General features: G+C 56.3%; 24 protein-coding genes. 9 read left to right on the top strand and 15 right to left on the bottom strand.

What is annotated here, in order from left to right:
- Positions 1 to 182 precede the first annotated feature (182 nt).
- The 4 genes from potA to potD are packed head-to-tail and all read left to right on the top strand — an operon-like array spanning position 183 to position 3991.
- Entirely contained in the window at positions 183 to 1331 is a 1149-nt protein-coding gene (potA, locus tag ACMGGH_RS14075; protein WP_167401640.1) for a spermidine/putrescine ABC transporter ATP-binding protein PotA, read from the top strand.
- Complete coding sequence (gene potB, locus ACMGGH_RS14070) at positions 1315 to 2172, top strand: spermidine/putrescine ABC transporter permease PotB (RefSeq protein ID WP_232948095.1); 858 nt, start codon at positions 1315 to 1317, stop codon at positions 2170 to 2172. The genes potA and potB overlap by 17 nt, the downstream gene beginning before the upstream one ends.
- A complete protein-coding gene (gene potC, locus ACMGGH_RS14065; RefSeq protein ID WP_048959704.1) occupies positions 2169 to 2960 on the top strand; it encodes a spermidine/putrescine ABC transporter permease PotC in 792 nt (263 codons plus the stop codon). Before potB ends, potC begins: the two co-directional genes overlap by 4 nt.
- A complete protein-coding gene (gene potD, locus ACMGGH_RS14060) occupies positions 2957 to 3991 on the top strand; it encodes a spermidine/putrescine ABC transporter substrate-binding protein PotD (protein WP_028012743.1) in 1035 nt (344 codons plus the stop codon). Before potC ends, potD begins: the two co-directional genes overlap by 4 nt.
- A 39-nt stretch (positions 3992 to 4030) precedes the next feature.
- On the opposite strand, the gene cobB is transcribed toward potD, so the two are convergent.
- The 5 genes from cobB to lolC are packed head-to-tail and all read right to left on the bottom strand — an operon-like array spanning position 4031 to position 8970.
- Positions 4031 to 4852, bottom strand: a complete 822-nt coding sequence (gene cobB, locus ACMGGH_RS14055) for a Sir2 family NAD+-dependent deacetylase (RefSeq protein ID WP_232948094.1) — start codon at positions 4850 to 4852, stop codon at positions 4031 to 4033.
- Positions 4853 to 4866: 14 nt separating this feature from the next.
- Positions 4867 to 5778 (bottom strand): N-acetylglucosamine kinase, encoded by a 912-nt coding sequence (nagK, locus tag ACMGGH_RS14050; RefSeq protein ID WP_192985960.1) that lies wholly within the window; start codon positions 5776 to 5778, stop codon positions 4867 to 4869.
- Between the two features lie 54 nt (positions 5779 to 5832).
- Positions 5833 to 7077, bottom strand: coding sequence for a lipoprotein-releasing ABC transporter permease subunit LolE (gene lolE, locus ACMGGH_RS14045; RefSeq protein ID WP_045261624.1), 1245 nt, complete (start codon positions 7075 to 7077; stop codon positions 5833 to 5835).
- Positions 7077 to 7778 (bottom strand): lipoprotein-releasing ABC transporter ATP-binding protein LolD, encoded by a 702-nt coding sequence (gene lolD / locus ACMGGH_RS14040; RefSeq protein ID WP_008500772.1) that lies wholly within the window; start codon positions 7776 to 7778, stop codon positions 7077 to 7079. The genes lolE and lolD overlap by 1 nt, the downstream gene beginning before the upstream one ends.
- Positions 7771 to 8970 (bottom strand): lipoprotein-releasing ABC transporter permease subunit LolC, encoded by a 1200-nt coding sequence (gene lolC, locus ACMGGH_RS14035; protein WP_028012739.1) that lies wholly within the window; start codon positions 8968 to 8970, stop codon positions 7771 to 7773. The genes lolD and lolC overlap by 8 nt, the downstream gene beginning before the upstream one ends.
- Before the next feature lie 256 nt (positions 8971 to 9226).
- On the opposite strand from lolC, the gene ACMGGH_RS14030 reads away from it, so the two are divergent.
- The 3 genes from ACMGGH_RS14030 to ldtC all read left to right on the top strand — a co-directional run bounded on the left by ACMGGH_RS14030 (position 9227) and on the right by ldtC (position 15012).
- Positions 9227 to 10300 (top strand): acyltransferase family protein, encoded by a 1074-nt coding sequence (locus ACMGGH_RS14030; RefSeq protein ID WP_232948093.1) that lies wholly within the window; start codon positions 9227 to 9229, stop codon positions 10298 to 10300.
- 149 nt (positions 10301 to 10449) lie between these two features.
- Positions 10450 to 13896 (top strand): transcription-repair coupling factor, encoded by a 3447-nt coding sequence (mfd, locus tag ACMGGH_RS14025; RefSeq protein WP_232948092.1) that lies wholly within the window; start codon positions 10450 to 10452, stop codon positions 13894 to 13896.
- A gap of 150 nt (positions 13897 to 14046) precedes the next feature.
- The gene (gene ldtC, locus ACMGGH_RS14020) at positions 14047 to 15012 is read left to right on the top strand and encodes a L,D-transpeptidase LdtC (RefSeq protein WP_232948091.1); all 966 of its coding nucleotides are present in this window, start codon (positions 14047 to 14049) and stop codon (positions 15010 to 15012) included.
- A gap of 73 nt (positions 15013 to 15085) precedes the next feature.
- Here ldtC and bhsA read toward each other — a convergent pair whose 3' ends face one another.
- Entirely contained in the window at positions 15086 to 15343 is a 258-nt protein-coding gene (gene bhsA / locus ACMGGH_RS14015; RefSeq protein ID WP_023332711.1) for a multiple stress resistance protein BhsA, read from the bottom strand.
- Between the two features lie 244 nt (positions 15344 to 15587).
- On the opposite strand from bhsA, the gene comR reads away from it, so the two are divergent.
- Positions 15588 to 16223, top strand: coding sequence for a TetR family copper-responsive transcriptional repressor ComR (comR, locus tag ACMGGH_RS14010; RefSeq protein ID WP_028012732.1), 636 nt, complete (start codon positions 15588 to 15590; stop codon positions 16221 to 16223).
- A 59-nt stretch (positions 16224 to 16282) separates the two neighbouring features.
- On the opposite strand, the gene ACMGGH_RS14005 is transcribed toward comR, so the two are convergent.
- The 8 genes from ACMGGH_RS14005 to hinT all read right to left on the bottom strand — a co-directional run bounded on the left by ACMGGH_RS14005 (position 16283) and on the right by hinT (position 22371).
- Complete coding sequence (locus ACMGGH_RS14005; protein WP_028012731.1) at positions 16283 to 16822, bottom strand: glycine zipper 2TM domain-containing protein; 540 nt, start codon at positions 16820 to 16822, stop codon at positions 16283 to 16285.
- 194 nt (positions 16823 to 17016) lie between these two features.
- Complete coding sequence (locus ACMGGH_RS14000; protein ID WP_028012730.1) at positions 17017 to 18321, bottom strand: NAD(P)/FAD-dependent oxidoreductase; 1305 nt, start codon at positions 18319 to 18321, stop codon at positions 17017 to 17019.
- Positions 18322 to 18558: 237 nt separating this feature from the next.
- Complete coding sequence (gene ycfP, locus ACMGGH_RS13995) at positions 18559 to 19101, bottom strand: alpha/beta hydrolase YcfP (RefSeq protein WP_008500781.1); 543 nt, start codon at positions 19099 to 19101, stop codon at positions 18559 to 18561.
- A gap of 34 nt (positions 19102 to 19135) precedes the next feature.
- Positions 19136 to 20161, bottom strand: coding sequence for a beta-N-acetylhexosaminidase (gene nagZ / locus ACMGGH_RS13990; RefSeq protein ID WP_045630221.1), 1026 nt, complete (start codon positions 20159 to 20161; stop codon positions 19136 to 19138).
- Between the two features lie 11 nt (positions 20162 to 20172).
- The gene (gene thiK / locus ACMGGH_RS13985; RefSeq protein ID WP_041910506.1) at positions 20173 to 20997 is read right to left on the bottom strand and encodes a thiamine kinase; all 825 of its coding nucleotides are present in this window, start codon (positions 20995 to 20997) and stop codon (positions 20173 to 20175) included.
- Positions 20978 to 21622 (bottom strand): penicillin-binding protein activator LpoB, encoded by a 645-nt coding sequence (gene lpoB / locus ACMGGH_RS13980; protein ID WP_088205017.1) that lies wholly within the window; start codon positions 21620 to 21622, stop codon positions 20978 to 20980. Before lpoB ends, thiK begins: the two co-directional genes overlap by 20 nt.
- Before the next feature lie 13 nt (positions 21623 to 21635).
- The gene (locus ACMGGH_RS13975) at positions 21636 to 22010 is read right to left on the bottom strand and encodes a YcfL family protein (protein ID WP_193540654.1); all 375 of its coding nucleotides are present in this window, start codon (positions 22008 to 22010) and stop codon (positions 21636 to 21638) included.
- A 1-nt stretch (position 22011) separates the two neighbouring features.
- Positions 22012 to 22371 carry a purine nucleoside phosphoramidase gene (hinT, locus tag ACMGGH_RS13970; RefSeq protein ID WP_006809243.1) on the bottom strand — a complete coding sequence of 120 codons (360 nt, stop codon included), beginning with the start codon at positions 22369 to 22371 and terminating at the stop codon, positions 22012 to 22014.
- A gap of 340 nt (positions 22372 to 22711) precedes the next feature.
- On the opposite strand from hinT, the gene fhuE reads away from it, so the two are divergent.
- Entirely contained in the window at positions 22712 to 24901 is a 2190-nt protein-coding gene (gene fhuE, locus ACMGGH_RS13965) for a ferric-rhodotorulic acid/ferric-coprogen receptor FhuE (RefSeq protein WP_045630101.1), read from the top strand.
- 71 nt (positions 24902 to 24972) lie between these two features.
- Here fhuE and ptsG read toward each other — a convergent pair whose 3' ends face one another.
- Positions 24973 to 26406 (bottom strand): PTS glucose transporter subunit IIBC, encoded by a 1434-nt coding sequence (ptsG, locus tag ACMGGH_RS13960; protein WP_028012724.1) that lies wholly within the window; start codon positions 26404 to 26406, stop codon positions 24973 to 24975.
- Positions 26407 to 26656 lie beyond the last annotated feature (250 nt).

The following is a 26656-nucleotide window of genomic DNA, read 5'->3' as shown; positions in this document are numbered from 1 at the left end:
TTGCGTCAGGTCACTTTTATCCCGCAAACGAGAACTTTTTACGTTTATATCTTTATGCGTTAATAAATGTAGCTTATGAATCAGTGACAAGGATTGGCGATTACGGGGGATTGCCGTAGAATGTCCGCCCTCATTACGAGTCACCAAGGTGGTTACACACAAACCCCGCTTCAGTCTGCTGCCTGAGGCGTCTATATGGGACAGCGCAAAAATTGAATACACAATCCCGTTCTCGTTCACCGCTGGTGCAACTGGAACGAATTCGTAAAAGCTTTGATGGCAAAGACGTCATTTCCGACCTCAACCTGACCATCAATGATGGTGAGTTTCTTACGCTGCTTGGCCCTTCCGGCTGCGGCAAAACCACCGTACTGCGCCTTATCGCCGGGCTGGAAAGCGTTGATAATGGCCGCATCCATCTTGAGAACCAGGACATAACCCAGGTTCCTGCCGAAGATCGCCACGTCAATACCGTTTTTCAGAGCTACGCCCTGTTCCCGCACATGACCGTGTTTGAGAACGTGGCGTTTGGCCTGCGGATGCAAAAAACCCCGGCTAATGAGATCGAACCGCGCGTCACCGAAGCCCTGCGCATGGTTCAGCTGGAGACGTTTGCCCAGCGAAAGCCCCACCAGCTCTCCGGCGGTCAGCAGCAGCGCGTGGCCATTGCCCGCGCGGTCGTCAATAAACCGCGCCTGCTTCTGCTGGATGAATCCCTCTCCGCGCTGGATTACAAGCTGCGCAAGCAGATGCAGAACGAGTTGAAAGCGCTACAGCGCAAGCTCGGTATCACCTTTGTCTTCGTCACCCACGATCAGGAAGAGGCGCTGACCATGTCAGACCGTATCGTGGTAATGCGTGACGGTAAGATTGAACAGGACGGTACGCCGCGTGAAATATACGAAGAGCCGAAAAACCTGTTTGTCGCCAGCTTTATTGGCGAGATCAATATCTTCAACGCCACCGTACTTGAGCGTCTGGATGCACAGCGCGTTCGCGCGAACGTCGAGGGACGCGACTGCATTATCACCGTGAACTTTGCCGTCGAGAAAGGACAAAAACTCAACGTCCTGCTGCGCCCGGAAGATCTCCGCGTTGATGAGATCCACGACACGGCCGACGTCGAAGGTCTGATCGGTTACGTTCGCGAACGTAACTATAAAGGGATGACCCTCGAGTCCGTTGTGGAACTGGAGAACGGCAAAATGGTGATGGTCAGCGAATTCTTTAACGAGGACGATCCTGACTTTGACCACTCTCTTGACCAGAAAATGGTTATCAACTGGGTAGAAAGCTGGGAGGTTGTGCTGGCTGATGAAGAACACAAGTAAGTTCCAGAAGGTGGTCATTGCCACTATCGTCGGTTGGCTTGTGTTATTTGTCTTTTTACCCAACCTGATGATCATCGCCACCAGCTTCCTGACCCGCGACGATGCAAACTTCGTTTCGCTGGTCTTTACGCTGGACAACTACGCGCGCCTGCTCGATCCGCTCTATTTCGACGTGCTGTTGCACTCGCTCAATATGGCGCTGATTGCCACCGTGGCCTGCCTGCTGCTGGGGTACCCTTTCGCATGGTTCCTGGCGGGACTGCCGCAAAAGGTGCGCCCGCTGCTGCTGTTTCTGCTGATTGTGCCGTTCTGGACCAACTCGCTGATTCGCATCTACGGGCTGAAAATCTTCCTCAGCACCAAAGGCTACCTCAACGCGTTTCTGCTGTGGCTGGGCGTGATTGATACGCCAGTGCGCATCATGTTTACCCCAGGTGCGGTAATCATTGGCCTGGTCTATATCCTGCTGCCGTTTATGGTGATGCCGCTCTACTCCAGCATTGAGAAGCTCGATAAACCGCTGCTGGAAGCGGCAAAAGATCTGGGGGCCAGCAAGCTGCAGACCTTTATCCGCATTATCATTCCGCTGACCATGCCCGGCATTATTGCGGGCTGTCTGCTGGTGATGCTCCCGGCGATGGGCCTGTTCTACGTTTCTGACCTGATGGGCGGGGCGAAAAACCTGCTTATCGGCAACGTGATTAAGAGTCAGTTCCTGAACATCCGCGACTGGCCGTTCGGCTCCGCGACCAGCATTACGCTCACGGTGGTGATGGGGCTGATGCTGCTGGTCTACTGGCGCGCTTCTCGCCTGCTCAACAGGAAGGTGGAACTCGAATGATCGGTCGACTGCTTCGCGGCGGTTTTATGACCGCCATTTACGCTTACCTTTATATCCCGATTATCATTTTGATCGTGAACTCGTTTAACAGCTCGCGGTTCGGGATCAACTGGCAGGGGTTTACCACCAACTGGTACAGCCTGCTGATGAACAATGACAGCCTGCTGCAGGCCGCACAGCACTCGCTGACGATGGCGATCGTTTCCGCCACCTTCGCCACGCTGATTGGCTCGCTGACCGCCGTGGCGCTGTATCGCTACCGTTTTCGCGGCAAGCCGTTCGTCAGCGGCATGCTGTTTGTAGTGATGATGTCGCCGGACATCGTGATGGCGATTTCGCTGCTGGTGCTGTTTATGCTGCTGGGCGTACAGCTTGGCTTCTGGTCGCTGCTGTTTTCCCATATTACCTTCTGCCTGCCGTTTGTGGTGGTCACCGTCTACGCGCGTCTGAAAGGGTTCGACGTGCGCATGCTGGAAGCGGCGAAAGATCTGGGTGCCAGCGAGATGATCATCCTGCGCAAAATCATCCTGCCGCTGGCGATGCCTGCCGTCGCCGCCGGATGGCTGCTCAGCTTTACCCTGTCGATGGATGACGTCGTGGTTTCCTCCTTCGTGACCGGGCCGAGCTACGAAATTCTGCCGTTGAAGATCTATTCGATGGTAAAAGTTGGCGTCTCACCGGAGGTGAACGCGCTGGCGACCATACTGCTGCTGTTTTCGCTGGTTCTGGTGATCGCCAGCCAGGTTCTTGCTCGTGATAAAACAAAATCTCAGGGGACAATGAAATGAAAAAAATGCTCGCCGCTGCGGCGCTGGTGCTTGGCATGGGTGCTGCGCACGCTGATGACAGCAAAACGCTCTACTTCTACAACTGGACGGAATACGTGCCGCCGGGCCTGCTGGAACAGTTCACAAAGGAGACGGGCATCAAGGTGATCTACTCGACCTACGAGTCGAATGAAACCATGTACGCCAAGCTCAAAACCTACAAGGACGGCGCCTACGATCTGGTGGTTCCTTCCACCTACTTTGTCGACAAAATGCGCAAAGAGGGCATGATCCAGAAGATCGACAAAACGAAGCTAACTAATTTTTCAAACCTCGATCCTGAGATGCTCAACAAGCCGTTCGACCCGAATAACGACTACTCCATTCCGTACATCTGGGGGGCGACGGCGATTGGCGTGAACAGCGAGGCCATCGATCCGAAAACGGTCACCGGCTGGGCGGATCTGTGGAAACCGGAATACAAAGGCAGCCTGCTGTTAACCGATGACGCGCGTGAAGTGTTCCAGATCGCGCTGCGTAAGCTTGGCTATTCCGGTAACACCACCGATCCGAAAGAGATCGACGCGGCTTACAACGAGCTGAAAAAGCTGATGCCTAACGTGGCGGCATTCAACTCTGATAACCCGGCAAACCCGTATATGGAAGGCGAAGTAAACCTGGGGATGGTGTGGAACGGCTCTGCGTATGTTGCCCGTCAGGCCGGTACGCCGCTGGAGGTGGTCTGGCCAAAGGAAGGCGGGATCTTCTGGATGGATAGCCTCGCGATCCCGGCCAACGCGAAGAACGTGGACGGTGCGCTGAAGCTGATTAATTTCCTGCTGCGTCCGGACGTGGCGAAACAGGTTGCCGAGACGATTGGCTACCCGACGCCAAACCTGGCCGCCCGCAAGCTGCTGAAGCCTGACGTGGCTAACGATAAGTCACTCTATCCGGATGCCGAAACCATCAGCAAAGGAGAATGGCAGAACGATGTAGGCGACGCGAGCCGCCTTTACGAAGAGTATTATCAGAAGTTAAAAGCAGGTCGTTAATGCAATACATAACGGGCGACGCAACGTCGCCCGTTACTCTTACAGCCCCTTTAGAAGCTTATCTACAAACGCTGGCACCACTTCGCTCGCCAGGCCATATTGCTTCTCTTCAAACTCGCTGCCCACCTGGCTCGGCTCCAGATTGAGCTCCACCGTATGCGCCCCGTGCAGTCGCGCTTCGTGAACAAACCCCGCCGCCGGGTAAACGTGCCCTGATGTGCCAATAGCGATAAACACGTCCGCCATCGCCAGCGCGCCGTAGATCTCATCCATCCCCAGCGGCATTTCGCCAAACCAGACCACGTGCGGACGCAGGCGCGACGGGAACTGGCAGCAGTGGCACTTGTCCTCTGGCAGCACGTCCTCTTTCCAGTCCAGCACCTGGCCGCTCCAGGCGCAGCGAACTTTAAGCAGCTCGCCATGCATGTGGATGATGTTCTTGTTACCGGCCCGCTCGTGCAGGTTGTCGATATTCTGCGTCACCAGCAGAAAACGGTCCCCGAGCGCCTCTTCCAGCTTCGCCAGCGCCAGATGCGCCGCGTTCGGCGCAATCTCAGGCTGCTGAAGCTGCCGACGGCGAGCGTTGTAAAACGCCTGCACGAGATCCGGATCGCGGGCAAAGCCTTCCGGCGTCGCCACGTCCTCGACGCGGTGCTCTTCCCACAGCCCGTCTGCCGCACGGAAGGTTTGAATTCCTGACTCGGCGGAGATCCCCGCTCCGGTCAGTACCACCACTCTGGGTTTATCCATCGCTTCAGGCATGATTCTGTCTCTGAAAAAGATCCGCTGGCGCAAGCGCTCTCGTAAGCGGCGTTTGTTTTTGCGAAAACGGCTGAGTCGACCCTGGCGACGCGACAGCATAAAGACCTCGTAAACTAATCGGTGAGATGAAGGAATGCGGCTCCGCGCATGCCTCCCGCGTCCCCGTGTCGCGCGCGTTCAATGCGCGGCACGCGGGCGACCGGCAATAAATGTCGGGGCAGACGCCCGGACAACCGTTCCGTAATCGCAGTAAAGTTTGAAAGCCCTCCCCCGATCACCAACAGATCCGGGTCGACGATGGTGAGAATATTTCCCAGACACACCGCCAGCAGATCCAGATAGCGCTCGACGTGCTCACGCGCCTGCGCATCCCCCTGCTCCCACAGGGTAATGATTTGAGGGGCCTCAAGTTTCTGATGATAGAAGTGTTCGTAAAGCCATGCAAACCCGCGTCCTGAGAGATAGTTCTCGATACAGCCGTGCTGGCCGCAGCCGCAGCGGGTCAGCGGGAAATCACGCCCTGCCACCTCCAGCGCATCCACCGGGAGACGGATATGACCAAACTCCCCGGTGATGTAGCTGCGCCCGGTAATCGGCTTGCCGTTGATGACAATCCCCCCGCCTACGCCGGTACCGAGGATCAGCCCCATCACCAGCGGATAGCGGCGGAATTCATCGTCCCAGGCTTCAGAGAGGGCAAAGCAGTTGGCATCGTTATCTAAACGCACGTCGCGTTCAAGGAGGGCCGAGAGGTCGGCGCGGAGCGGTTTACCGCTGGCGGCAGGCACGTTGGCCGCGTACAGCGTACCGTCGTCGGTTTCGGGCATGCCCGGAATACCAATGCCGACGCTGCCTTTCACGCCAAATCGTTCATCCGCCTGCGCCACCAGCGCGGCAATGGCGGTTAAAAATTCATCGTAGCTTTCGCGCGGCGTGGGAACGCGGGTTTCCCACTGCAGTTTGAGGTCTTTATCAAACACGCCGAGCGCAATCTTGGTGCCGCCAATATCAAATCCATAATACATAACGCATTCCTCTTTCTGACATAGCGGCCTCAGGACCACTACACCATGACGTAATTACTGGCCACTTAATACCCTCGCCGGATCAATTCGGCTTGCGCGACGCGCCGGATACCAGCTTGCCAGCAGACTCAGTAAAAGTGCTGTAACCAGCACATAAAAAACGTCCAGCCAGTGCAGTTCAGACGGCAGGAAGTCAATAAAATAGATGTCACCGGACAGGAACTGGTGACCAATAAGCTTTTCAATGCCGTTGATAATCGGCGTCAGCTGCAGAGAAACCACCACGCCAATCACCACGCCGCAAAGGCTGCCGAACAGCCCTGCCAGCAAACCGTACCAGACGAAGATGGCGCGAATAAGACCGTCTTTTGCCCCGAGGGTACGCAACACGGCGATGTCGCCGCTCTTGTCCTTAACCGCCATTACCAGCGTCGAGACGATATTAAAGCACGCCACGCCAATCACCAGCACCATCGCCAGATACATGATCGCACGGATCATCTGGATATCACGGTACATATAGCCGTAAGTGCCGATCCAGCTTTTGATGTAGACATAGTTATTGGTGACGCTGCCGGCATCACGCACCAGTTTGTTGGCGTTAAAGACGTCGTTCACCTTAATGGCAATGCCCGTCACGCTGTCGCCCATGTCGAGATACTGGCGTGCATCCTCCATCGGCACCATCGCAAAGCTGTGGTCAAGCTGACCGCTCAGCTGAAGAATACCGGTAACGTGCAGGCGCACGCGCTTGGGCTGCTGCAGTTTGTGATCGGCGCTGGCGTTCGGGATCATGATTGACACCCAGTCGCCCTGCTTCACCTTCAGGGCATCGGCAACGCCTTTACCCATAATGATCTGCTGCTCGCCGGCCTTAAAGTTCGCCCACGCGCCGTTCTGAACATATTTCGGCAGCGCGCTGAGCCGCTCCTCCTGGGCCGGGTTGACCCCTTTAACCTGGATGGCGCGCAGGTTAACCCCGCTCTCCACCAGTCCGGTAAAGTTAATGTATGGCGCGGCCGCGGCAATGCCCGGCACTTTTTCCACTTTGGCGAGCGCATCGCTCCAGTTGGCCCACGGCTGGTTAACCGGCTCAATCTCCCCGTGCGGCACGACCGCCAGAATGCGGTTATTCAGCTCGCGCTCAAAGCCGTTCATGGCGCTTAAGCCGACAATCAGGACCGCCACGCCCAGCGCAATACCGATGGTGGAGATAACGGAGATCAGCGACACCATACCGCCGCGACGGCGGCCGCGGCTAAAGCGTAACCCGATGAGTAACGATAACGGTGACGCCATTACTCTGCTCCCATCAGGGTCAGTTCCGCGTTCAGATGGCCGTCGCGCATCTCAAGCTGGCGACCCATGCGTTTTGCCAGCTGCAGGTCGTGAGTCACCACCAGAAACGCAGTTCCCTGCGAGGCGTTCAGCTCGCCGAGAAGCTGGAAGATACTGTCCGCATTGCGTGCGTCCAGGTTACCGGTCGGTTCATCCGCCAGCACCAGGCGCGGATTATTGACCAGCGCGCGGGCAATCGCCACGCGCTGGCGCTCGCCGCCGGACAGCTCCGACGGGCGGTGATTTCCCCGGTGGCCCAGTCCTACCGCTTTCAGCATATCGCTGGCGCGGGCGTTAATTTCTGCCGGTTTCTTTTTACCAATCAGCAGCGGCATCGCCACGTTTTCCAGCGCCGTGAAGTCCGGCAGCAGGTGGTGGAACTGGTAGATAAAGCCCAGCTCGCGGTTACGCAGCTCGGCCTTCGCCGCAGAGGACATTTTGCTCATCGGCTGACCGGAGAAGATCACGTCGCCGTTGGTTGGCGTGTCCAGCCCGCCCAGCAGGTGCAGCAGCGTACTTTTGCCCGAGCCGGAGCTGCCGACAATCGCCATCATCTCGCCCTCGCCCACGCTGAAGCTCACATTGTGCAGCACGTCGGTCTGCACAGTGCCTTCCTGATAGCGTTTGGACAGGTTGTCGCATTGCAACAGGATCTTATTCATAACGTAAAGCCTCAGCGGGTTGAGTGGCGGCGGCGCGCCAGGAAGGATAAAGCGTAGAAAGCAGCGCAATGGCCATCGCGGCCAGCGCAATTCCGACCACCTGCAGCGGCTCGATAGCCACCGGCAGCGCCGCGCCGTCAAGGAGCGCGCCGATGATCGGCATTAAGTTATTAAGCTGGCTGGCAAGCAGTGCGCCGAGCACGGCGCCCAACAGCGCGCCGATAATGCCTGCACTGGCCCCCTGCACCATAAAGACCGCCATGATCTGGCGCGGCGTCAGACCCTGGGTTTGCAGGATGGCGACTTCGCCCTGCTTCTCCATCACCATCAGGCCCAGCGAGGTGATGATGTTAAATGCAGCCACGGCGACGATCAGGCTCAGCAGCAGCCCCATCATGTTTTTTTCCATGCGCACGGCCTGGAACAGCTCGCCTTTACGCTCGCGCCAGTCCTGCCATTTGGTGCCGTCCGGCAGTTTTTGCTGGCTGAGGGTATCGACCTTCAGCGGCTGATCGAGCCACAGGCGCCAGCCGGTGATATTTCCCGCCGGGTAGCGCATCAGGCGTGACGCATCCTGAATGTTCACCAGCATCTGATAGCCGTCAACTTCGCTGTTGGCGGCAAAAGTACCAATCACGTTAAACAGGCGCTGGCTCGGCAGGCGACCCATTGGCGTAAACTGGCTGGCGGACGGCACCATCACGCGCAGCTGATCGCCGCGGTTGACGCCAAGCTGCCCGGCAAGCTGCTCACCCAGAATCACGTTGTATTTTCCGGCTTCCAGATCGGTTTGCTTCACGTTAACCAGGAACGGCGTCAGCGGGTCTTTTTGCGCCGGGTCAATCCCCAGCATCACGCCGACCGCCACGCTGCGGGCGCTTTGCAGCACCACATCGCCAGTGGTTAAGGGCGCAACGCGCGTGACGCCCTGTAACTTCGCCGCGCTTTCCGGCAGCTGTTGCGGGTTAACGGAACCGTTATTCGATGAGAGAACGGCCTGCGGCATCAGCCCCAGGATGTTGTTTTGCAGCTCGCGCTCGAAGCCATTCATGACGGAAAGCACCGTCACCAGAGCCATCACGCCGAGCGTAATGCCAATAGTCGAAAGCCAGGAGACAAAGCGACCGAAGCGGTCCGCGGCGCGCCCACGCATGTAACGTAAGCCTATGAAGAGTGCGACAGGTTGATACATGAAGTCCGTCTGTTTGCTGATAGCAGACCCACGAGTATATAAGCGAATCCGTTAAGGGTAAATGACTGAAACCGTAAGCTTTGGTAATCATTTTTCCGAAAAATTCAGATAAATCAGGGTACTAATGTCTGAAACCGCGCCTCGCAACCTCCACCTTTTCCGAAAAACCTCCTGATACAGACTGTTACCCATTACATCACGGTTTCGTTTAACAACAATTGCTCGTTCGTCTATGGCAATAAGGTAGTTGCGAACAATGAAGCAAAAAGCATTATGGATAAACCAGATAAAAGGGCTGTGCATCTGTCTGGTGGTGATTTACCACTCGGTCATCACCTTTTATCCTCATCTCAGCGGGCTACAGCATCCGCTCTCCGGTCTCCTCGCCAAATGCTGGGTCTATTTTAACCTCTATCTCGCCCCGTTCCGGATGCCGGTTTTCTTCTTTATCTCCGGCTATCTGATCCGTCGTTATATTGATGAGGTAGACTGGCGCACCAGCCTCGACAAGCGGATCTGGAGCATTGTCTGGGTTCTGGCGCTGTGGGGGATCCTGCAATGGCAGGCGCTGACCCACCTGAACGCCTGGCTGGCGCCCGATCGCGAGCTTGCCACCTCGTCGAACGCGGCCTACGCCGATTCCCTGGCAGAATTTGTGCGGGGCATGCTCACCGCCAGCACCAGCCTGTGGTATCTGTATGCTCTGGTGGTCTACTTCACGCTGTGTAAACTGCTGAGCCGCTGGAAGCTGCCGGTACTCGGACTGCTTGCGCTGGCGAGCATCGCGATCAACTTCCTGCCGCTGCCGTGGTGGGGAATGAACAGCGTGGTACGCAACATGATCTACTACAGCCTGGGGGCGTGGTATGGCGCCGAGCTGATGGCGTGGATGAAAAGCTTCAACCTGCGCCGCACCTGGCTGGCTACTGGCGCTTTCGCGGCCGTCTCCGTGGTGCTGTGGTTTGCTAACGTTCCTCTCCTGCTTTCTCTGCTGTCGATCGTGTTGATCATGAAGCTGTTCTACAGCCTTGAGCAGCGTTATGCCGTACATCCCAACAACCTGCTGAACGTGATTGGCTCAAACACCATTGCGATCTATACCACCCACCGCATCTTAATTGAGGCCTTCAGCCTGATCCTGATTGGCGAGATGAATGCCGCTTACTGGCCGGTCTGGGCAGAGCTGTGCTTAATTCTGATCTACCCGTTTGCCAGCCTGCTGATCTGTACCCTTGCCGGGCTTGGGGTGCGTAAAATTTCCACCGCGCTGTTCGGGGACCTTTTCTTCTCTCCTCCGTCTACGCAGAGCCTGTCACCTGCCACCCGTTAATGCCCTCTCCGCCCCCGTTTTGGGGGCGTTTAGCCCTGCCGTGCGGTTACAATTTGCTTATGTAAAACGATCGAGGATAATAAAGACATTGCGTATCAGTGATATGCCCCAATACTGTTGGTATATCCATAAGAGACTCTGACATAGCCATGCCTGAACACTATCGTTATTCCTTGCCCGTCAAAGCGGGCGACCAGCGCCAGCTGGGTGAACTCACGGGCGCGGCCTGCGCCACGCTGGTGGCAGAAATCGCTGAGCGGCACCCTGGCCCGGTGGTGCTGGTTGCCCCGGATATGCAAAACGCCCTGCGCCTGCACGATGAAATCCGCCAGTTCACCGATAGCCTGGTGTTCAGCCTGGCCGACTGGGAAACGCTGCCGTATGACAGTTTCTCCCCGCATCAGGAGATCATCTCCTCGCGCCTGTCGACGCTATATCAACTCCCGACCATGCAGCGCGGCGTGCTAATTGTGCCGGTGAATACCCTGATGCAGCGCGTCTGCCCGCATAGCTATCTGCACGGCCACGCGCTGGTGATGAAAAAAGGCCAGCGCCTGTCTCGCGACACCCTGCGAGACCAGCTTGACGGTGCCGGATATCGCCATGTCGATCAGGTCATGGAGCACGGGGAATATGCCACCCGCGGCGCGCTGCTCGACCTTTACCCGATGGGCAGCGACCAGCCGTATCGTCTGGATTTCTTTGATGATGAAATCGACAGCCTGCGCGTGTTCGATGCCGACACCCAGCGCACACTGGAAGAGGTGGAATCCATCAATTTACTGCCTGCCCACGAGTTCCCGACGGACAAAACCGCCATCGAGCTGTTCCGCAGCCAGTGGCGCGACAGGTTCGACGTAAAGCGTGATGCAGAACATATCTATCAGCAGGTCAGCAAAGGTACGCTCCCGGCCGGAATCGAATACTGGCAGCCGCTGTTCTTCAGCGAGCCGCTGCCCGCCCTGTTCAGCTACTTCCCGGCGAATACGCTGATTGTGAACACCGGCGATATCGACGCCAGCGCCAGCCGCTTTGAAAGCGAAACCCGCGCGCGCTTCGAAAACCGGGGCGTTGACCCGATGCGTCCGCTCCTGCCGCCGGAAGCGCTGTGGCTGCGCACCGACGAACTCAACGCCGAGCTGAAGCGCTGGCCGCGCATGCAGCTGAAAACCGATTCGCTTGCCGATAAGGCCGCCAACACCAACCTCGCCTTCCGCACGCTGCCGGAGCTGGCCGTACAGGCGCAGCAGAAATCCCCGCTGGATAATCTGCGCAAGTTCCTGGAATCCTTTACCGGGCCGGTGGTGTTCTCCGTTGAGAGTGAAGGCCGCCGCGAGGCGCTCGGTGAGCTGCTGGGACGCATTAAGGTGGCGCCGAAGCGCATTCTTCGCCTGAGCGAAGCAACCGGAAACGGTCGTTACCTGATGATTGGCGCCGCCGAGCACGGGTTCATTGACACGCTCAACAACCTGGCGCTGATTTGCGAAAGCGACCTGCTGGGCGAGCGCGTCGCGCGCCGCCGTCAGGACAGCCGTCGGACCATCAACCCGGACACGCTGATCCGCAACCTGGCCGAGCTGCATCCAGGCCAGCCGATTGTTCACCTGGAGCACGGCGTTGGCCGCTATCAGGGGATGACCACGCTGGAAGCGGGCGGTATCAAAGGTGAGTACCTGATGCTGACCTACGCCAACGACGCCAAACTCTATGTACCGGTCTCGTCGCTGCACCTGATCAGCCGCTATGCGGGCGGCGCGGAGGAAAATGCGCCGCTGCACAAGCTGGGCGGCGACGCCTGGACGCGTGCACGCCAGAAAGCGGCGGAAAAAGTGCGCGACGTGGCGGCCGAACTGCTGGATATCTACGCCCAGCGCGCGGCCAAAGAGGGCTTCGCCTTTAAGCACGACAAAGAACAGTACCAGCTGTTCTGCGACAGCTTCCCGTTTGAAACTACGCCGGATCAGGCTCAGGCTATTAACGCCGTGCTGAGCGACATGTGCCAGCCGCTGGCAATGGACCGCTTAGTCTGCGGCGACGTCGGTTTCGGCAAAACCGAAGTGGCAATGCGCGCCGCCTTCCTTGCGGTTGAAAACAACAAGCAGGTGGCGGTGCTGGTGCCAACCACCCTGCTAGCTCAGCAGCACTTCGACAACTTCCGGGACCGTTTCGCCAACTGGCCGGTGCGTATAGAGATGCTGTCGCGTTTTCGCAGCACCAAAGAGCAGACGCAGATCCTGGAGCAGGCAAGCGAAGGCAAGATCGATATTCTGATCGGCACCCATAAGCTGCTGCAAAGCGACGTGAAGTGGAAAGATTTGGGGCTGCTGATCGTCGACGAAGAGCACCGCTTCGGGGTTCGCCATAAAGAGCGTATCAAAGCGATGCGCGCCGACGTCGATATCCTGACCCTGACCGCGACGCCGATCCCGCGAACCCTGAACATGGCGATGAGCGGCATGCGCGATCTGTCGATTATCGCCACGCCGCCGGCCCGTCGTCTGGCGGTAAAAACCTTTGTCCGCGAGTACGACAATCTGGTGGTGCGTGAGGCCATTCTGCGTGAAGTGCTGCGCGGGGGTCAGGTCTATTACTTGTATAACGACGTGGAAAACATCCAGAAAGCGGCCGACAGGCTGGCGGAGCTGGTGCCGGAGGCACGCATTGCTATCGGTCACGGACAGATGCGTGAACGCGAGCTGGAGCGGGTGATGAACGACTTCCACCACCAGCGCTTTAACGTGCTGGTGTGTACCACCATCATCGAAACCGGGATCGACATTCCAACGGCGAACACGATTATCATCGAACGCGCGGATCACTTCGGCCTGGCCCAGCTTCACCAGCTGCGCGGCCGCGTCGGGCGTTCGCACCATCAGGCCTACGCCTGGCTACTGACGCCGCATCCGAAAGCGATGACCACCGACGCGCAAAAGCGCCTGGAAGCCATCGCCTCGCTGGAAGACCTCGGCGCAGGCTTCGCGCTGGCCACGCACGACCTGGAGATCCGCGGCGCGGGTGAACTGCTGGGTGAGGACCAGAGCGGCTCCATGGAGACCATCGGCTTCTCGCTCTATATGGAGCTGCTGGAAAACGCGGTGGACGCCCTGAAGGCCGGGCGCGAGCCGTCTCTGGAAGATTTGACCAGCCAGCAAACCGAGGTCGAGCTGCGAATGCCTTCCCTGCTGCCGGACGATTTCATTCCGGACGTGAATACCCGCCTGTCGTTCTACAAGCGCATCGCCAGCGCGAAGACGGAAAACGAGCTGGAAGAAATTAAGGTTGAGCTGATCGACCGCTTCGGCCTGCTGCCAGATGCTGCGCGTAATCTGCTGGATATCGCGCGCCTGCGCCAGCAGGCGCAGAAGCTGGGCATTCGCAAGCTTGAGGGCAACGAAAAAGGCGGCGTTATTGAATTTGCCGAGAAGAACCACGTCAACCCGATGTGGCTGATCGGCCTGCTGCAAAAACAGCCGCAGCACTTCCGTCTTGATGGCCCGACGCGACTGAAATTTACCCAGGAGCTGACGGAGCGCAAAACGCGCATGGACTGGGTGCGTAACTTTATGCGTCAGCTGGAAGAGAACGCTGTCGCGTAACTCGCCCTTCCCCCCGTTAGCGCAGTGCTGGCGGGGGGACAATTTACAAACTCTTTGCACTTCACCCGATCTTCCCGACACACCCATTCGCCATAATTATCTTTAACCCCTTATAAAACAATAACCTTATCATTTATACGGATTATGGTGATGATGACCTCTTCGCGTTTTACCCGCTGGATAACCCTGTTTGCGCTGGCAGCCACCGTCGCGGTTGCGCTTCCTGCGCGGGCAAACACCTGGTCCCTTCCCCCGCCCGGCAGCAAGGTGGTGGGCGAAAACCGTTTTCATGTGGTTGAAAACAATGGTGGCTCACTGGAAGCGATAGCCAAAAAATATAACGTCGGTTTTCTGGCCCTGCTGCAGGCGAACCCCGGCGTCGATCCGTACGTCCCGCGCGCGGGCAGCGTACTGACCATTCCGTTACAGACTATCCTGCCGGACGCTCCGCGGGAGGGGATCGTGATCAACCTGGCGGAGTTGCGTTTGTACTATTACCCGCCGGGTAAAAATGAGGTTACCGTCTACCCTATCGGTATTGGTCAACTGGGCGGCGATACGCTGACGCCGACGATGGTCACCACCGTCTCGGATAAACGCGCCAACCCAACCTGGACGCCGACGGCCAACATTCGCGCCCGCTATAAGGCCCAGGGCATCGATCTTCCTGCCGTGGTTCCGGCAGGCCCGGATAACCCGATGGGTCATCACGCGATCCGCCTTGCCGCATACGGCGGTGTATACCTGCTGCACGGTACGAACGCGGATTTTGGCATCGGCATGCGCGTCAGCTCCGGCTGCATTCGTCTGCGCGATGACGATATCAAAACGCTGTTTAACGTCGTTACGCCGGGAACGAAGGTGAATATTATCAATACGCCGATTAAGGTCTCTGAAGAGCCAGGCGGCGTGCGGCTGGTTGAGATTCACCAGCCGCTATCAAAAAATATCGGCGATGATCCCCAGACATTACCCATTAACCTGAATGCCACGATGGTGAGCTTCAAAACGAATGCGAATACCGATAGCCTGGTGATGGAGCGCGCGATGGAAGCGCGGTCAGGCATGCCGACCGATGTCACCCGGCATCACGATGTCGTCCAGCAGTCCATGTAAGACGGAAAGTAAAACGCCCTGCTAAGCAGGGCGTTTTTTATTGCAGTGGCATAAATGAGGGTTTATGCCCGGCTTATTTGTAGATGACAGCGGTGCCGTGCAGGGTGTTAGGACCGGTCACAGAGGTGATGCGGTAAGATTTTGCACCCATTGCTTCCGCTTTTTGTGCCAGCTGATCTTCCAGAGAGCCCAGGTTAGTCCCGGCAGATGCAGAGATCGTCCCGACTTTATGCTGATCGGCTGGAGTGGATTGTACCTGTACAGCAGCAAAGCTTGCGAAAGAGAGTGAACTCAGTACAGCAGCAGCGATGAGGGTTTTTACGTTTTTCATAATGTTTACCTTTGGCAGATGAATTTTTTGGTCGTTAGCTATTTAGTTAACGATCGATAGGTAAATAATAAATGTGATCCAGCTCACGCGTCAACACATTTTTATAACGAGCATTAATTAAATTTTAAAATTGTTATTTTTCATACATATATGATTAATTTATTTTTAAGCATTCTGCACTGGTGGTGGGTTGCGTTTATTTTTATAATGGTCATTCAACAAACCAACAGAGGACCAACGGCAAATGACAACCGACGTCACGAGTTGTGTGAAGAAAAGCCGTGGCCGACCAAAAGTGTTTGACAGGGATGCAGCGCTTGATAAGGCCATGACTCTCTTCTGGCAACATGGGTATGAAGCGACCTCGCTTTCCGATCTGGTAGAAGCCACCGGAGCTAAAGCGCCGACGCTTTATGCTGAATTTACCAATAAAGAGGGGCTGTTCAGGGCGGTGCTGGACAGGTACATTTCGCGCTTTGCGGCGAAACACGAAGCCCAGCTATTTTGTGAAGAGAAAAGCGTTGAACAGGCGCTACGGGATTACTTCACCGCCGTTGCCACCTGCTTCACCAGTAAAGAGACGCCCGCGGGCTGCTTTATGATTAACACCTCTGCCACCCTGGCGGCAGCATCAAAAGAGATCGCCAATACGGTGAAATCGCGTCATGCGATGCAGGAGGAGACGCTCAGCGCATTTCTGGCTCAGCGTCAGCAGCGCGGTGAAATTCCCGCACACTGCCAGCCTCAGATGCTGGCGCAATACCTGAGCTGTATTTTACAGGGAATGTCGATCAGCGCCCGTGAAGGGGCGACGCTGGAAAAACTGCAGAACATTTCCGACACCACGCTGCGCCTGTGGCCTGAACTGCTCAAAATCTGACGCAAAAAAAAGCTCCTCAGCCTGAGCGCTTGAGGAGCTAAGTTCAGAGAACATCTTTTTTACGCTTTGTTATTCAGTACCAGCTGGCCGTTTCCATCCAGTGGAATTTGGGTGCCCGGGTCTTTATCCATGCGGATTTTGCCCTGCTGATCGCCAATTTTGTAGGTCACGTCATAGCCCAGCATTTTTTCCGACTTGTCATAGACGGTTTTACAGCGCTGCTGGGTCGTGGTGTAAGTATCGTTATCCTGCATTGCGCCCTGCACCTGGTTACCGGCATAGCCGCCACCCAGCGCGCCGACCACGGTCGCGACATCTTTACCCCGACCACCGCCAAACTGGTGACCAATCACCCCACCCGCTACCGCACCCAGAACAGAGCCGGCAATACGGTTTTCATCCTGTACCGGACGACGGTGGGTTACGGAGACGTTACGGCACTCCTGACGTGGGGTTTTTACGGTTTCTTTAATAGGCGTTGCAGAAACCACCTGCGCATACTGCGGGCCGCGATCTAAAACGTTGAGACTGGCAACAGCAGCCACACCTAACGCAGCTGCGACGCCGATCCCTATACCCGCCAACATTGATTTATTCACGGGACTTCCTCCTTTGTTGCTATTGGTAACAATTCTGCTATGGAGGCGCGGCTTCGCCAATAAGACAAAGGATCAAAAAGTGGACATCGGGGGAGAGATATATCGCGTTTAGGAGAACTCTTAGGCACCTAATCCACGACGAGCAGCATGATATGCTAAAAAATCCCTCCGGAGGGCCCGGAGGGAGTGAAAGATTAGTGCAGCTTCAGACGTGGACGAATGACGCGGTTGATTCTGCCCACCAGCATCATCAGGCCCGTTTTAAAGTAACCGTGCAGCGCGATCTGGTGCATACGGTACAGGGAGATATACACGAAGCGTGCAATGCGCCCTTCCACCATCATCGAGCCACGCATCAGGTTACCCATCAGGCTACCGACGGTAGAGAAGTTTGACAGCGATACCAGAGAACCGTGGTCTTTATAGACATACGCCTTCATTGGCTTGCCTTTGTACTGCGCCAGGATGTTGTGCAGCACCAGGCTTGCCATCTGGTGCGCGGCCTGAGCGCGCGGCGGCACGAAGCCCCCTTCAGGACGCGCGCAGGAGGCACAGTCACCAATAGCGAAGATTTCAGGGTCGCGCGTGGTTTGCAGCGTCGGCTCGGTGACCAGCTGGTTAATGCGGTTCGTCTCCAGACCACCGATATCTTTCATAAAGTCAGGCGCTTTGATACCTGCCGCCCAGACCATCAGATCCGCTTTGATGTACTCGCCGTCTTTGGTGTGCAGTCCACCTTCGTCAGCGCTGGTCACCATGGTCTGCGTCAGGACGCGCACGCCCAGTTTCGTCAGTTCATTGTGCGCTGCGCCGGAAATGCGCGGAGGCAGCGCAGGCAGAATACGCTCACCCGCTTCAACCAGCGTCACGTTCAGCGCTTCGTTAGTTAACCCTTTGTAACCGTAGCTGTGCAGCTGTTTAACCGCATTGTGCAGCTCTGCGGACAGCTCAACGCCTGTCGCGCCGCCGCCGACAATGGCAATGTTAACCTTGCCATTCGCACCCAGATTGCTGGTGTACTTCAGGAACAGGTTCAGCATTTCCTGATGGAAACGACGCGCCTGGTGCGGGTTATCGAGGAAGATACAGTGCTCTTTAACGCCCGGCGTGTTGAAGTCGTTGGAGGTACTGCCGAGCGCCATCACCAGCGTGTCATACGCCAGCTTGCGCTCGGGGACCAGCAGCTCGCCTTTTTCATCACGCAGCTCGGCCAGTGTAATGGTTTTGCTCTCACGGTTGATGTCAACCACCGAGCCCAGCTGGAACTGGAAATGATGGTTGCGCGCGTGCGCCAGATAGCTCAGCGCGTCCACGCCCTCATCCAGTGAGCCGGTCGCCACTTCGTGCAGCAGCGGTTTCCACAGGTGGCTGTGGTTACGATCCACCAGCGTGATTTTGGCTTTTTTACCGCGCCCCAGCTTCTTGCCTAACTGTGTGGCCAGCTCCAGCCCGCCAGCACCACCGCCTACAATCACTATCTTTTTCAATGGCGTAGTCAACGTGACCCCCTCAAATTATTAACCAATTGTTAATTAAAAGTTATGAAAATAACCCTTAATTAACAACAGGTTACAGCACTGAAACCATTCAGGTGCATTGAGAATAACACGTCAGGCGCATTGGTCATACCAAAATTGATATGCATCAAGTTTTGATGGCTTAAAAGTAGACAATTCTGGACAAAAAGAAACCCGGTGCGCGTTCGCGACCGGGTTTCTGAAGTGGCAGGCTGTGGTTTAGCCCAGCGTTTTAAAGGCTTTGATGCGCTGCAGGTGCGGGGAGATGTTCTTGAACTTGTGGGTCTGCTCTTCGTCCCAGACGATCTCGTAATAGTGATGCAGCAGCTCTGCGGCCCGATGGCTGTTCAGTGCTTCATCATTACGCGAGAGGATCACCAGACAGCGATCGCGGTTTTTCTCACGGAAGTTGCTCACGCACTTGGTCGCAATATCGACATACTCTTCCGGGCGGTCAATTTTACCTTCCATGTTCTCATTCGGGAAAAGGTTAGGATTGAAGACCACCTGGCGGATGTCGCACAGGAAGCCAATCCGCTCCGCCCAATAGCCGCCCAGCCCCACGCCGCAAATCAACGGGCGATCGTCGACGTTAAGCTGCAGCATCTTGTCCACCTCTTTGAGCAGATGCTGCATATCATGCTTCGGATGGCGCGTACTGTAGCTAATCAGCCGTACATCGGGATCGATAAACTGCAGCTGTAGCACCTTCTCATGATTACCAGGACTGTTTGAGTCAAAACCGTGTAAATAGATGATCATTGTCTTCTCACCACGCTACGCCTTCCGGGAGGGTTTACAGGCTGGCTTTATGTGCCTGCCAGCGCTCATTCAGGTCTTCAAGCCGGGCGTTGACCGACTTCCAGCGCGCCGAATCCATCAGCTCCTGACGGCTAAATGAACCTTTATGATACAAATGCGTAACACGCTCTGCATTGATCGGTGACAGGTTATCCAACACGCTAACGGCACCTTTACGATTATTGCAGACCAGGATCATATCGCAACCTGCATCCAGCGAGGCCTGACCGCGCTCAGCATAGCTGCCCATGATTGCCGCCCCTTCCATCGACAGATCGTCGGAGAAAATGACGCCGTTGAAACCCAGCTCCTGGCGCAGAACGGTTTTCAGCCAGTGCGGGGAGCCGCTGGCAGGACGCGGATCCACATCGCTGTAAATCACGTGCGCGGGCATAATGGCGTCCAGCTTGTTATCGGTGATAAGCGAGCGGAACACCGACATATCTTTGGCGCGAATTTCCGCTTCCGGACGCGGGTCGCGCGGGGTCTCTTTGTGGGAATCCGCCGTCACCGCCCCGTGGCCCGGGAAGTGTTTCCCGGTGGTTTTCATTCCCGCATCGTGCATCCCGTCGATAAACCGGGTCGCCATTTCCAGCGCAATACGCGGATCTTCATGGTAGGAGCGCTCGCCAATCGCGGCGCTGATATGGCCCACATCCAGCACCGGGGCAAAGCTGATGTCGATATCCATGGCAATCATTTCGCTGGCCATCAGCCAGCCGGCTTCCTGCGCCAGTTTCCCACCCTCTTCCGTGCCGAGCAGCGCGGCGAAAGACTGGGCTGCCGGCAGGCGGGTAAAACCGTCGCGAAAACGCTGCACGCGGCCGCCTTCCTGATCGACGGCCACCACCAGATGATTGCGCGACGCGGCGCGGATCTGGCGCACCAGTTCACGCAGTTGCGCCGGATCATGATAGTTGCGGGTAAACAGGATCAGGCCGCCCACCAGCGGATGCGCCAGAATTTCACGCTCCTCCGCATCCAGCTCAAACCCTTCTACATCCAACATGACTGGACCCACACTCACCTCTCTTATCCTTTCGTTTGTAACTGGCGCCAGGCATCGTCTGCCAGCGCAATAAATTGTTTATCTCTGGACTGCTGCAAACGCATCTCAAACCAGCCCGCCATCAGCATGATGACCCAGGGCCGCCAGCGTCTCACCTGGTGTGCCAGCGCATCGGCGTTAAAGTGCGCAACGCTGGCATACTCTCTGATGAGTTTCTGCCGCGCGGCTTCACTTTCCGTCCAGACCGCGGCCAGCTCCAGCGCCACATCGCCGTCTCCGGCATATTCCCAGTCGATAAGCCTGGCGCCCTGTGGCGTATGCACGATGTTCCCGGCGTGCACATCCATATGTAACGGCGAGAGCCGAATCGGTTGCGGCTCGCCCGCTTTACGCAGCCGTTTGAGATGCGCAAGCCACACTGGGGTACGTCTTGCTGGAGAGGCTTGTTGCCAGTAGTTTTCCAGCAGTGGAAGTAAGGCGATTCGCCACCCCAGACGCTGTTGCTGGTGCAGATGATACAGCATCGCCGCAAGCGCTGGGGTGTCCGGCAGCGCGCTTTTCACCTCCCCTTCCAGATAGTCGACGGCCATCCAGCCCTTGCTGAAAAATCGGGGTTCAGGCACGAGATCCGACGGAAGGCGTTTGAGGGCGCGAAACTGACGGCGAAACTGGAAAGCCGGGGCGAAGGGATCGTGGTTCTGCCGCAAGACCAGACGGTGCGCGCCCCGCGCTATAATGCAACTCGCGCCGCTAAGCCCGGAGTGGGCCTGCGGCGCGATAAGGCGGTACTGTGGAAAATAACGCGTCAGAATCTCTTCACGCGTGGTGTCATTGTTGCGTAACCGCACCTTTACCTGACCAGATAATTTCGCCTGTCTGAACCAGCATCAGCTGCATCTGCAGGGCTGGGGTATTCACATTACCGGTCGCATTAGAGTACAGCACATACTGGGCGCCAACGTTGCGGGCAATGCCAATCGCCTTGCTGCGGGTGCCGAGGCTATCCTGCGGCGACAGGCCCAGCTGCTGTTTGGCTAACGCGAGCTGCTGAGCAGAGACCAGCGTAAACTTACCGTTGTTTGCCAGTGCATTGCGCAGCGTTTCTGTCGCTTCGCCCGCGTTCAGCGAACCGTTGGTACGGTTGTTCACGCTATCGACCAGCAGCACGCTGCCTGCCGTCACGCCCTGAGCCTGCAGCATTTTACCGACCATCGGCTGCATCGCACCGTTCCAGTCGTAATGGCGCACGCGCGGCGCAGGTTGTGACGTCTGGTCCTGATGTTCAATCGGGCCAGGCTGTGACGGAATAGACGGTACAGACGGCACGGTTGGCTGGGTCTGCGTTGGCGGTGTCGGCTGCTCGGTACCCGGCTTTGCCTCTTCCACAGGTGCTGGCTGTTCTGTACGGGTCACACACCCTGCGAGGAACAGTGCGAATGCGGTCACGAGCGCATAACGGCTCATATTTTTAATCAAGGTTCACCCCTTAGAGATAAAGATAAAGTCTCACCTTATGCGCACCCAGATAGCTGGCGCTGTCATAGAGCGTTACCGACGACCTTGCCGGAAGAGTGACGCTACGCGGCGCCTCCAGCGGGTGCATCTCAAGACCTCTTACGTCATACCAGAAAAAACGGTAGTGGACCGTCACCGGTTCATTTCTTTCGTTATAGAGCGTAGAGGAGGCAGAAGATTTAATTTCACTGATGGTCAGTGCGGGCTGTTGCGCCGTGATGCCCGCAGCCAGCACGGAGGATTCCATCACCAGCGTCTGTTCATCGCTGACGGGGATCGCCGGACGCGTGCTGCACCCCACAACTATCATCGTCATTACCAGCGCTGCAATACGCCCTTTAAACATGTTACAGACCTTTGTGAGCCAGCATCGGTCCCAGCGGACGTCCACCCAGCAGATGCATGTGAATATGATAAACTTCCTGGCCGCCATGACGATTACAGTTCATGATCAGACGATAACCGTCTTCCGCTATGCCTTCCTGCTCGGCAATTTTCGCCGCCACCGTCAGCATACGACCTAACGCCACTTCGTGCTCGGTTTTTACGTCGTTTACGGTCGGAATCAGAATATTAGGAATGATAAGGATGTGTGTCGGTGCCTGAGGGGAAATGTCCCGGAAAGCCGTTACCAGTTCATCCTGATAGACGATATCCGACGGGATTTCGCGGCGAATAATTTTACTGAAAATCGTTTCTTCAGCCATGACCTTTTCCTTTTTTGTTAGGTGCGTCCGCTGTTAACACACTCTCTGGAGGACTGTGTGACACAATTCAAGAGTATGAGCGAGTTTCTCCTGTCCTTTCAACCTTCTCCCCCGAATTCTTTGCTGAATATTCATCAGCTGACTGAAGAGTGACCGCTCGCGTGCCTTAACGGGCTGAAACATTATTTCAGTTTCGCACGACACATCTGTTTACAGCATTAATGGCAATGCGTATATTTCGCATTTGCATTTTCATGCGCATTTTTAACATAGAAAACGACGTCAGACCGTATTTGTGGGACTGACGCAAACACTCTTCACCGTTCATAAGGGTTTGATAATGTCTTTCATTGATCACACCAGGGATGGGCAACGTCAGCCTGTCGCAACGCCTTCGTTGCTGGCAGCCTGTATTGCTATGGCATTGACGCCAGCCGCCGCTTTCGCTGCATCAGCAACCGAAGACACCGTCGTCGTGGATGGAGGTTTTGACAATACGCAGGATCCTTCCGCAAGTCAGGACCGGGATTACAGCGTAAAAACCACCACCACCGGCACAAAGCTGTTGCTGGTTCCCCGTGATATCCCACAGTCCGTTAGCGTCATTAGCCAACAGCGCATGGCGGATCAGAACCTTCAGTCTATCGGCCAGGTGTTGACTAACACCACGGGCGTAACGGCGCAGGTGCAGGACAGCGATCGTACCGTATTTTACTCGCGCGGATTTTTCGTCAGTAACTACGCCTTTGACGACCTGCCAACCTCCATCAGCGAAGTGTGGAACTTCGGCGACACCGCCGCCGATACCGCGATTTACGACCGTATCGAAGTGGTTCGCGGCGCGACCGGGCTGATGTCCGGCACCGGTAACCCGGCGGCGTACGTCAATATGGTGCGTAAGCATGCGGACAGCAATGAGTTCAAAGGCAATGTCTCGGCCAGCTACGGCAGCTGGGACAAACAGCGCTACGTGCTGGATCTCCAGGCACCGCTGGTAGAGTCCGGGAAGGTACGGGGACGCCTGATTACGGGCTATCAGGACAACGACAGCTTCGTTGATAACTACCACTACCGGAAGAAGTTCCTCTACGGCGTGGTGGATGCGGACGTCACCGACAGCACCACCCTCTCTGTAGGGTATGAATATCAGGAAAGCCACACCGCCGATCCGACCTGGGGCGGATTGCCGACCTGGTACAGCGACGGGAGTAAAACCGACTACAATCGCAGCCAGACCGTCGCGCCTGACTGGGCCTACTCGGACAAGGATAGCACCCGCATCTTCGCTAACCTGACCCAGCGTTTCGACAACGGCTGGGAAGCGCACGTCAACGGCATGCACGCGGAGACCAACTTCGACAGCAAGCTGATGTATATGTCCGGCTATCCGGAAAAAGAGACCGGGGCGGGCATGGTTGGCTACGGCGGCTGGAACAGAGGTGAACGCAAACAGGATGCGGTTGATGCCTTCCTGCGCGGCGGCTTCGATCTTTTCGGCCGCCAGCATGAGATGATGTTTGGCGGCAGCTTCAGCCGACAGCGCAACCACTATGACAACAGAATGCCGGATGCGCTGTACGGCATGGTGGACGTGGGGAATTTCAAAAACTGGAACGGAAATATCGCCGATCCGCAGTGGACGCCGTGGAAGCTCTACAGCCAGGATGACATTCGCCAGTCCTCAGCGTACACCTCCGCCCGCTTCTCGCTGGCCGACCCGCTGCACCTGATCCTCGGGGCGCGCTACACCAACTACAACATTCGCTATAACCCGGCGGGCTCTCCTGACACCCGTCTGGAAAGCACTGAAGATGACGTAACGCCTTACGCGGGCCTGGTCTACGATATCAACGAAGACTGGTCGACCTACGTCAGCTATACCTCCATCTTCCAGCCGCAGGACAAGCGCGACGCCAGCGGACGTTATCTCGATCCAACCACGGGCAAAAGCTACGAAGCCGGTGTTAAAGCAGACTGGTTTAATACCCGCCTGACCACCTCGCTGGCGATTTTCCGCATCGAGCAGGATAACGTGGCGAGCAACACCTATACCTACATGCCGAGCGGTGAGTCGATTTATGAATCGCTGGACGGCGTGGTCAGCAAAGGGATTGAGTTCGAGCTGAACGGCGCCCTGACCGATAACTGGCAGCTGACGTTCGGCGCGACCCGCTACATTGCGGAAGATAAGAACGGCAGCGCTGTCAGTTCCGATCAGCCGCGCACGACAATGAAGCTGTTTACCCGTTATCAACTGCCAATGCTGCCGGCGCTGACGGTGGGCGGTGGCGTAAACTGGCAGAACAAAGTGTGGACGGATGTGGACGGTGGCCCGGCGGGACAATCCCGCGCAGAGCAAGGCAGCTATGGACTGGTTAATCTGTTCAGCCGCTATCAGGTCACCAAAGATTTTGCTATTCAGGCGAACGTCAACAACCTGTTCGACAAAGAGTATTACGATTACGTCGGCTCTTACGTGGTTTATGGCGCACCGCTGAACGTCTCGGTGAGCGCAAGCTACGACTTCTGAGTGTTGGCACAACAAACCACAGCAATAAAAAAGGCAGCCATTCGGCTGCCTTAGTCTCCCCAGGTCACAGCTTAACTGTTGCGGATGTACTCATCCATTTCGGTTTTCAGGTTATCGGATTTAGTACCGAAGATAGCCTGAACGCCCGAACCTGCAACAACCACGCCCGCTGCACCCAGTTTTTTCAGACCCGGCTGGTCCACTTTCGCAACGTCGGCAACGCTCACACGCAGACGAGTGATGCACGCGTCCAGGTTAGTGATGTTCTCTTTACCGCCGAACGCAGCAACCAGTGCCGGAGCCATTTCGCTGGTCGCGCCTGCTTTGCTGTCTTCAGTTGCATCTTCACGACCCGGAGTTTTCAGGTCCAGTGCTTTGATCAGCACGCGGAAGATGGTGTAGTAAACAACGGCGTAGCACGCACCCACGATTGGGAACAGCCACAGCTTGCTGCTGTTACCGGACAGAACGATGAAGTCGATCAGGCCGTGAGAGAAGGACGTACCGTCACGCATACCCAGCAGGATACAGATTGGGAACGCCAGGCCAGCCAGTACAGCGTGGATGATGTACAGGATTGGCGCAACGAACATGAAGGAGAACTCGATCGGCTCGGTGATACCGGTCAGGAACGAGGTCAGCGCTGCGGAGATCATGATACCGCCCACTTTTGCACGGTTTTCTGGCTTAGCAGAGTGCCAGATTGCAATCGCAGCAGCCGGCAGGCCGTACATTTTGAACAGGAAGCCACCAGACAGTTTACCTGCAGTTGGGTCACCCGCCATGTAACGTGGGATATCGCCGTGGAACACCTGACCTGCTGCGTTGGTGAATTCACCAATCTGCATCTGGAATGGAACGTTCCAGATGTGATGCAGGCCGAATGGCACCAGGCAACGCTCGATGAAGCCGTAGATACCGAACGCGACAACCGGGTTCTGGTAAGCAGCCCACTGAGAGAAGGTCTGGATAGCGGAACCGATTGGTGGCCAGATGAAGGAGAGGATCACGCCAGTGAAAATCGCTGCCAGACCAGAGATGATCGGAACAAAACGCTTGCCCGCGAAGAAGCCCAGATACTCAGGCAGCTTGATGCGATAGAAGCGGTTGAACATATACGCTGCAATCGCACCGGAGATGATACCGCCCAGAACACCGGTATCTGCCAGGTGTTTCGCGGCAATCTCTTCTGCCGGTAAATGCAGAACCAGCGGCGCAACCACAGCCATGGTTTTCACCATGATGCCGTAAGCAACCACTGCAGCCAGCGCAGAAACGCCGTCGTTATTGGTGAAGCCCAGCGCCACACCGATAGCGAAGATCAGAGGCATGTTAGCAAAGACGGAACCGCCTGCTTCAGCCATCACATGGGAAACTACGGCTGGCAGCCAGCTGAAGTTAGCAGAACCGACACCCAGCAGGATACCTGCGATAGGCAGTACGGATACTGGCAGCATCAGCGATTTACCGACCTTTTGCAGGTTAGCAAATGCATTCTTAAACATAATTGAGAGTGCTCCTGAGTATTTGTGCTTTTTTTACGCTTTCACGCATTGGCCCGGGGGGAGTACCGTGCCGTGGACAGGACATCTAAGCGCCCTTTATTTATTACACAGAGTAAAATAATTCCCTCTGAGTTTGTTTGACGGCTATCACGTTTCAGCTTAAGACGGTCGAAAAACTTTCAGTAATTTACAAAAAGCATGTCTAGATGTTTCTAAGAACACCGTCACCGCCCCAAATGAGGCGGTGAAC

The organism is Enterobacter sp. BNK-16, from assembly GCF_048684955.1.
Taxonomy (GTDB): Bacteria; Pseudomonadota; Gammaproteobacteria; order Enterobacterales; family Enterobacteriaceae; genus Enterobacter; species Enterobacter bugandensis.
Note: the sequence above shows the minus strand (reverse complement) of the source record. Positions and strands in the feature narration are given on the sequence as shown.